Below are 7308 nucleotides of genomic sequence, written 5' to 3' on the forward strand. Positions count from 1 at the left end.
GGGTTTTGCGGCGGGGGGCGGGGCCTTGCCCGGGCGCCCCTCCAGCCCCGCCGGCGATTGAGGACCGGGTCCGGGCTGGCCCGGGGAACGGTGGAAGGGCGGGTAGGGGACAAGCCCCGCAGGGCACGAGGGCCGGGCTAGACGGCCAGGGCCGTGAGCTGGGCCGTGAGCCATTGCTTCGGGGGGAGGGCCGTGGCCGCCGCGGCCAGGCGTTTCGTGCGGTCCGCGCGCTCGGCGGCGGGCATGGACAGCGCCGCGTGCAACGCCGAGGCCGTCTCCGTCACGTCGTACGGGTTCACCGTCAGCGCGTCCTCGCGGAGCTCCTCGTACGCCCCCGCCCCCGTCGACAGCACCAGCGCGCACCCCGCCTCCGACACCACCGGGATCTCCTTCGCCACCAGGTTCATCCCGTCCCGCACGGGGTTGACCAGCGCCACGTCCGCCATCCGGTACACCGCCAGCGAGCGCGCGAAGTCGTCCTCGACCGAGACCAGCACCGGCTGCCAGTCCGCCGTGCCGAACTCCGCGTTGATCTCCGCCGCCAGCTCCCGTACGGAGGCCGTGTACGCGCGGTACGCCTCCAGGTCCTGCCGGGACGGGTACGCCGATGCCAGGTGGACCACCCGGCCGCGCCACTCGGGGTGGACCGTCAGCAGCTCCCGGTAGGCCAGCAGGCCGCGCAGGATGTTCTTCGACAGCTCCGTGCGGTCCACGCGGGCGATCGTCCTCAGGCCCGCGGTCCGCTCGCGCAGCTCCGCCAGCTTCGCGTCCACCTCCGGCCGGTGCGCCAGCGCCCGCAGCTCGTCGCCGTCCACACCCAGCGGGTACACCGCCACCGGCGCCCCGTGCCCCGCCGAAGCCGTGAACTCCCGTGCCCAGCGCTCCGTGTGGAAGCCCACCCGGTCCGCCCCGAGCATGCCCCGCAGCAGCTGCCCGCGGACGTCGTCCGGGAGCATGTCCAGGACGTCCCGCGAGGCCCACGGGGTGTGCGTGAAGTGGCCGATGCGCAGGTCCGGACGGAGTTCCCGCAGCAGGCCCGGGGCCAGTGCCAGGTGGTAGTCCTGGATCAGGACCGTCGCGCCCTGCCCGGCCTCCTCGGCCAGGGCCGCCGCGAAGGCCTCGTTGTACGCGACGTACGAGCCCCACCGCCGCCGGAACTCCGCGTCGAAGACCGGCTCGCGCGGGACGTCGTACAAGTGGTGGTGCAGGAACCACAGCACCGAGTTCGCGATGCCGTTGTACGCGTCGTCGTAGACCGCCGGGTCGATGTCCAGCATCCGCACGCCCGGCTCGGACGTGCCCCGCCGTACCGCCTCCCGGTCCGCGTCCGACAGCGCCGCGCAGATCCACAGCGCGTCGGGCTGTTCCGCGAGGGCTGCGGAGAGGCCGGAGACGAGTCCGCCCCCGCCGCGGCGGGCACTGAGAGTGCCGTCCGCGGCGAGGGCGTACGAGAGGGGGCCGCGGTTCGCGGCGACGAGCACCTGGGAAGCCATGCGGCGAACCTAGCCCGCCCCGCGCCCGGTCAAACGTCAGTGCCTACGCGTGGCTCCCGCGCCGGCTACGCCACGCGACGCCGCGCGTACTCCTCGATGTCCCGCATCGGCGGCCGCTCCTCGGTGTCCACGGCGTGGGTGTGCGGGACGAAGCCCTCCGGGCCGCGCTCGAACTGCGTGAGCTCCGGCCGTACGAGGTGTCCGCGCGAGAGCCGTACCTGCGCCGTGCGGTAGATCGCCGCGGCCATCCGGCCCAGCGCCTGGCCGTCCTGGTGGCGGTGCAGTCGTACGCCGACGTCCACCTGGGCCAGCGCGTCCAGTCCGACGGTGTGCAGCGCGTCCACGAGCAGGCCCAGCTCGACCCCGTAGCCGACCGGGAACGGCAGCCGTTCCAGCAGCTCGCGGCGGACGGCGTACTCGCCGCCCAGCGGCTGGACGAAGCCGGCCAGCTGCGGCCAGTGCAGGTTGAGCAGGGGACGGGCCACGAGCTCGGTGACGCGTCCGCCCTGACCTGGGGCGATCGTGTCGGCGGAGCTGAGCGGGCGGTCGTACATCGCCTTGACGAACCGCACGTCCGGATCGGTCAGCAGCGGGCCGACGATCCCGGAGACGAAGGTCGCCGAGAAGTCGCGCAGGTCGGCGTCGACGAAGCAGACGATGTCACCGGTGGTCGCCAGCAGGGATCGCCACAGCACCTCGCCCTTGCCGGGCAGGGCGGGGATCCTCGGCAGGATGTCGTCGCGGTGCACCACCCGGGCGCCGGCCTTCGCCGCCACCTCCGCCGTACGATCGGTGGAGCCCGAGTCGATCACGACTAGTTCATCCACGAGGGGTGTCGGCAGTCCCTCGATCAGATCGCGACGGATCACCTCGACGATCTCGCCGACCGTCGCCTCCTCGTCGAGGGCCGGCAACACCACGCTCACCGTGGTCCCCGCTGCCCGTTTGGCGCAGAGCAGCTGGTCGAGCGGTCGGTCGGCGGCGGACCAGGAGCGGTCCGCGAGCCATCGCTCCACCTCTTCCAGCACGTTCGGCACTCCCTGGTTCTTCCGGGTTTTGGCCCGATATGTGATCCATCTCGCGGTTCGGACGACTGTCTCAACCACCCGAGCCTTCGGTTACAGTCTTGAACAACGCGAAGGTCCACCGCATGCCGGGGGTCCCCGCGTACAAACGCACCGGCGCGCCATAGAGCGCGTGTGCCGGTGCCATACCGCTCATCCAGAGGGGCAGAGGGACACGGCCCGTTGAAGCCCCGGCAACCCTCCAGTCGGTTCTCGCGATCGCGCATCCAGCGACGTCAGCGAGGTCCCCGGCTAGGGAAGGTGCCAATTCCGTCTCATGGCGAAGTGCGCCATGGGGAAGATGAGGAGAAAGGGCCTCGCCATCATGGCTGCACAGTCTGTCGCAACCTCTGCCGAAACCGTTGTTTCTGGTACTTCCGTCGATCTCGGTCCCGCCACCGGCCTTTCCTGTCGTGAGTGCGGTACCCGCTTCGAGCTCGGCCCGATCTTCGCCTGCGCCGAGTGCTTCGGCCCGCTCGAAGTCTCCTACGACCTGCCGCTCGGCGACCCCGAAGCCCTGCGCGCCGCGATCGAGGCCGGCCCCAACAACATCTGGCGCTACGCGCCGCTGCTGCCCGTCCCGGCGGACGTGGCCTCCAAGCCGAGCCTGAACCCGGGCTTCACCAAGCTCGTGGACGCGCAGAACCTGGCCAAGGAGCTGGGCGTCACCGGCAAGCTGTACGTCAAGGACGACTCCGGCAACCCGACGCACTCCTTCAAGGACCGCGTCGTGGCCATCGCCGTCGAGGCGGCCCGCGCCTTCGGCTTCACCACCCTGTCCTGCTCCTCCACCGGCAACCTGGCCGGCGCCGTCGGCGCCGCGGCCGCCCGCGCCGGCTTCCGCTCCTGCGTGTTCATCCCGCACGACCTGGAGCAGGGCAAGGTCGTCATGGCCGGTGTCTACGGTGGCGACCTGGTCGGCATCGAGGGCAACTACGACGACGTCAACCGCTTCTGCTCCGAGCTCATCGGCGACCCGCTGGGCGAGGGCTGGGGCTTCGTCAACGTCAACCTGCGCCCGTACTACGGCGAGGGCTCCAAGACCCTGGCGTACGAGATCTGCGAGCAGCTCGGCTGGCAGCTGCCCGACCAGATCGTCATCCCGATCGCGTCCGGCTCCCAGCTGACGAAGATCGACAAGGGTCTGCAGGAGCTGATCAAGCTCGGCCTCGTCGAGGACAAGCCGTACAAGATCTTCGGTGCCCAGGCCGAGGGCTGCTCGCCCGTCTCCACCGCCTTCAAGGCCGGTCACGAGGTGGTCCGCCCGCAGAAGCCGAACACCATCGCCAAGTCCCTGGCGATCGGCAACCCGGCGGACGGCCCGTACGTCCTGGACATCGCGCGCCGCACCGGCGGCTTCGTCGAGGACGTCAACGACACCCAGGTCGTCGAGGCCATCAAGATCCTCGCCCAGACCGAGGGCATCTTCGCCGAGACCGCGGGCGGCGTGACCGTCGGCGTGACGAAGAAGCTGATCGAGAACGGGCAGCTGGACCCCTCGCTGACCACCGTGATCCTGAACACCGGCGACGGCCTCAAGACCCTGGAGGCGGTGGCCGCCGACAGCGGCCAGACCGCCACCATCCGCCCGAGCCTGGACGCGTTCCGCGCCGCCGGCCTGGCCTGACCTCCCTCCCCTGCACACCGGAAAGGCAGTAGCGCCATGAGCGTCAACGTCCGCATCCCCACCATCCTGCGCACCTACACCGGCGGCCAGGCCGAGGTCCCCGCCGAGGGCTCGACCCTCGCCGAGGTCATCGAGTCCCTGGAGAAGAGCCACCCGGGCATCGCCGCCCGCGTCCTGGACGACCAGGGCAAGCTGCGCCGCTTCGTCAACGTCTACGTCAACGACGACGACGTGCGCTTCGAGGGCGGGCTGCAGACGTCCACCCCGGACGGCGCCGGCGTCTCGATCATCCCCGCCGTCGCGGGCGGCTGCTGACGGTGCGCGGCGCCGGCCGCCGATAGGCGCCGCCGGCACCCGAAACACTGAATTGCCCCTTCCGCTAATAAGCGGAGGGGGCAATTCTGCTTGGTTGGGCGCGGTAGAGTTGGGGAAGTCCCCTCCGCTGGACTTGCCCGCCGCATATGAGCGGGCCGCGTGAGGGTTGACATTGAGTCAACATGCAAGTGCGGTATGGGGCCTTGGCCTGGTTTGTCCGGCCCGAGTTGCCCTGGAATATTCCTGGTTTTCACCCTATTTCAATCTTTTGCCATGTCCAGAATTCTCGTCGGAATGACCTGTTGCAGACAGCAGCGGTGCAGATACATTCAGCCCCGGTCGAGGCGTTCCGGCGCAAGTTCTGACCCGGGACCGCGAAGTGCGGTCCTGCGCAAGGGCCAGTAATAGGGGAGTTAGGCATGGCTCAGGGCACCGTCAAGTGGTTCAACGCGGAGAAGGGCTACGGCTTCATCGCGGTCGACGGTGGTGCGGATGTGTTCGTCCACTACAGCGCCATCCAGATGGACGGGTACCGCACCCTTGAAGAGGGTCAGCGGGTCGAGTTCGAGATCTCGCAGGGCCAGAAGGGTCCGCAGGCGGACATGGTCAAGCTCGCCGCCGGCTAGTCCGACCGCGATCGACCACCGACACGTACGAGGCCGTTCACCAGGGCCGCGTACGACGGCACAACGGCATGCAGACGAGGGGCCCACATCCTGGACACGGGATGCGGGCCCCTCGTGCGTGGGGCGGCCGCGGCCCTTGTCCCGCCTGGGTATTCATCAGGGTTTCCCCGAAGCCGCTTGCACTCGGGGGTGCCGAGTGCTAATCATTGGCGTTAGCACTCTCCTGGTGAGAGTGCTACTAAACGAGGACCGGGTCGGTGAGGCCCGCAGGGTCCGGTGGGAAGGAACCGCCGGGCACGCAGGCCGTCCGTCGCGGGCGCGGGCGCGGTCCGGGAGCAATCCACCGCTGTCCGGGAGGACCACTTCAGATGGCCAAGATCATTGCGTTCGACGAGGAGGCCCGTCGCGGTCTCGAGCGTGGGATGAACCAGCTCGCCGACGCCGTCAAGGTCACCCTTGGCCCCAAGGGTCGCAACGTCGTCCTTGAGAAGAAGTGGGGCGCCCCCACGATCACCAACGATGGTGTCTCCATCGCCAAGGAGATCGAGCTCGAGGACCCGTACGAGAAGATCGGCGCCGAGCTGGTCAAGGAAGTCGCCAAGAAGACGGACGACGTCGCCGGCGACGGTACGACCACCGCCACCGTGCTCGCCCAGGCGCTCGTCCGCGAGGGCCTGCGCAACGTGGCCGCCGGTGCGAACCCGATGGCCCTCAAGCGCGGCATCGAGAAGGCCGTCGAGGCCGTATCCGCCGCCCTGCTCGACCAGGCCAAGGATGTCGAGACCAAGGAGCAGATCGCTTCGACGGCCTCCATCTCCGCCGCCGACACCCAGATCGGCGAGCTCATCGCCGAGGCCATGGACAAGGTCGGCAAGGAAGGCGTCATCACGGTCGAGGAGTCGCAGACCTTCGGCCTGGAGCTCGAGCTCACCGAGGGCATGCGCTTCGACAAGGGCTACATCTCGGCGTACTTCGCCACCGACATGGAGCGCATGGAGTCGTCCCTCGACGACCCGTACATCCTGATCGTCAACTCGAAGATCGGCTCGGTCAAGGACCTGCTGCCGCTCCTCGAGAAGGTCATGCAGTCCGGCAAGCCGCTGCTGATCATCGCCGAGGACGTCGAGGGCGAGGCGCTCTCCACCCTCGTCGTCAACAAGATCCGCGGCACCTTCAAGTCCGTCGCCGTCAAGGCCCCGGGCTTCGGTGACCGTCGCAAGGCCATGCTCGGCGACATCGCCATCCTCACGGGCGGCACGGTCATCTCCGAGGAGGTCGGCCTCAAGCTCGAGAACGCCGGTCTCGACCTGCTCGGCCGCGCCCGCAAGGTCGTCATCACCAAGGACGAGACCACCATCGTCGACGGTGCCGGTGACAGCGACCAGGTCGCCGGTCGCGTGAACCAGATCCGCGCCGAGATCGAGAACTCCGACTCGGACTACGACCGCGAGAAGCTCCAGGAGCGCCTCGCGAAGCTGGCCGGCGGCGTGGCCGTCATCAAGGCCGGCGCCGCGACCGAGGTCGAGCTCAAGGAGCGCAAGCACCGCATCGAGGACGCCGTTCGCAACGCGAAGGCGGCCGTCGAAGAGGGCATCGTCGCCGGTGGTGGCGTGGCCCTGCTGCAGGCTTCCGCGGTCTTCGAGAAGCTCGAGCTCGAGGGCGACGAGGCGACCGGCGCCAACGCCGTGAAGCTCGCGCTGGAGGCCCCGCTCAAGCAGATCGCCGTCAACGGTGGTCTCGAGGGTGGCGTCGTCGTGGAGAAGGTCCGCAACCTGCAGATCGGTTGGGGCCTGAACGCCGCGACCGGCGAGTACGTGGACATGATCGCCGCGGGCATCATCGACCCGGCGAAGGTCACCCGCTCTGCCCTGCAGAACGCGGCGTCGATCGCGGCCCTCTTCCTCACCACCGAGGCCGTCATCGCCGACAAGCCCGAGAAGGCCGGCGCCGCTGCCGGCGGCGGCATGCCGGGCGGTGACATGGACTTCTGATCGACCTCTGGTCGATCGGCTGTTCTCGTACCGAGGGCGGGGCCCCCGGGTAGCGGGGGGGGGGGGGCCGCCGGGGGGGGTGCACCCCCACCCCGGCCACGACCCACCCCCGCCGGCTTTCCTGCCTATATTTCGGGCCGGGGCGGCCCCCGCGGAACGGGCGAAGGGCGGGTAGGGGACTTGCCCCCGCAG

6 protein-coding genes and 1 riboswitch are annotated in these 7308 nt (G+C 69.6%); of the genes, 4 read left to right on the forward strand and 2 right to left on the reverse strand.

Going from position 1 to position 7308, the window contains the following annotated elements; genetic code table 11:
• Nucleotides 1–137: 137 nt before the first annotated feature.
• Both ACWGDE_RS33575 and ACWGDE_RS33580 read right to left on the reverse strand, forming a co-directional pair.
• Nucleotides 138–1493, reverse strand: coding sequence for an alpha,alpha-trehalose-phosphate synthase (UDP-forming) (locus ACWGDE_RS33575; RefSeq protein WP_453392835.1), 1356 nt, complete (start codon nt 1491–1493; stop codon nt 138–140).
• A gap of 65 nt (nt 1494–1558) precedes the next feature.
• On the reverse strand, nt 1559–2521 hold the full coding sequence (locus ACWGDE_RS33580) for a glucosyl-3-phosphoglycerate synthase (RefSeq protein ID WP_453392836.1): 963 nt from the start codon (nt 2519–2521) through the stop codon (nt 1559–1561).
• Between the two features lie 186 nt (nt 2522–2707).
• Nucleotides 2708–2865: riboswitch (SAM riboswitch) on the forward strand.
• A 17-nt stretch (nt 2866–2882) separates the two neighbouring features.
• On the opposite strand from ACWGDE_RS33580, the gene thrC reads away from it, so the two are divergent.
• From thrC to groL, 4 genes are all read left to right on the forward strand, one after another.
• Nucleotides 2883–4184: a threonine synthase gene (gene thrC / locus ACWGDE_RS33585; RefSeq protein ID WP_453392837.1), complete on the forward strand. Its 1302-nt coding sequence runs from the start codon at nt 2883–2885 to the stop codon at nt 4182–4184.
• 36 nt (nt 4185–4220) lie between these two features.
• A complete protein-coding gene (locus ACWGDE_RS33590) occupies nt 4221–4499 on the forward strand; it encodes a MoaD/ThiS family protein (RefSeq protein ID WP_453392838.1) in 279 nt (92 codons plus the stop codon).
• Between the two features lie 419 nt (nt 4500–4918).
• Nucleotides 4919–5125 (forward strand): cold-shock protein, encoded by a 207-nt coding sequence (locus tag ACWGDE_RS33595; protein WP_008743607.1) that lies wholly within the window; start codon nt 4919–4921, stop codon nt 5123–5125.
• 368 nt (nt 5126–5493) lie between these two features.
• On the forward strand, nt 5494–7116 hold the full coding sequence (gene groL / locus ACWGDE_RS33600) for a chaperonin GroEL (protein ID WP_453392839.1): 1623 nt from the start codon (nt 5494–5496) through the stop codon (nt 7114–7116).
• The last annotated feature ends 192 nt before the right edge of the window (nt 7117–7308 follow it).

The organism is Streptomyces sp. NPDC054956 (assembly GCF_053609185.1).

Coding starts and splice junctions, on each gene's coding strand:
- ACWGDE_RS33575 (WP_453392835.1), bottom strand. CDS start 1,493: ATGGCTTCCCAGGTGCTCGTCGCCGCGAACCGCGGCCCCCTCTCGTAC.
- thrC (WP_453392837.1), top strand. CDS start 2,883: ATGGCTGCACAGTCTGTCGCAACCTCTGCCGAAACCGTTGTTTCTGGT.
- ACWGDE_RS33590 (WP_453392838.1), top strand. CDS start 4,221: ATGAGCGTCAACGTCCGCATCCCCACCATCCTGCGCACCTACACCGGC.
- ACWGDE_RS33595 (WP_008743607.1), top strand. CDS start 4,919: ATGGCTCAGGGCACCGTCAAGTGGTTCAACGCGGAGAAGGGCTACGGC.
- groL (WP_453392839.1), top strand. CDS start 5,494: ATGGCCAAGATCATTGCGTTCGACGAGGAGGCCCGTCGCGGTCTCGAG.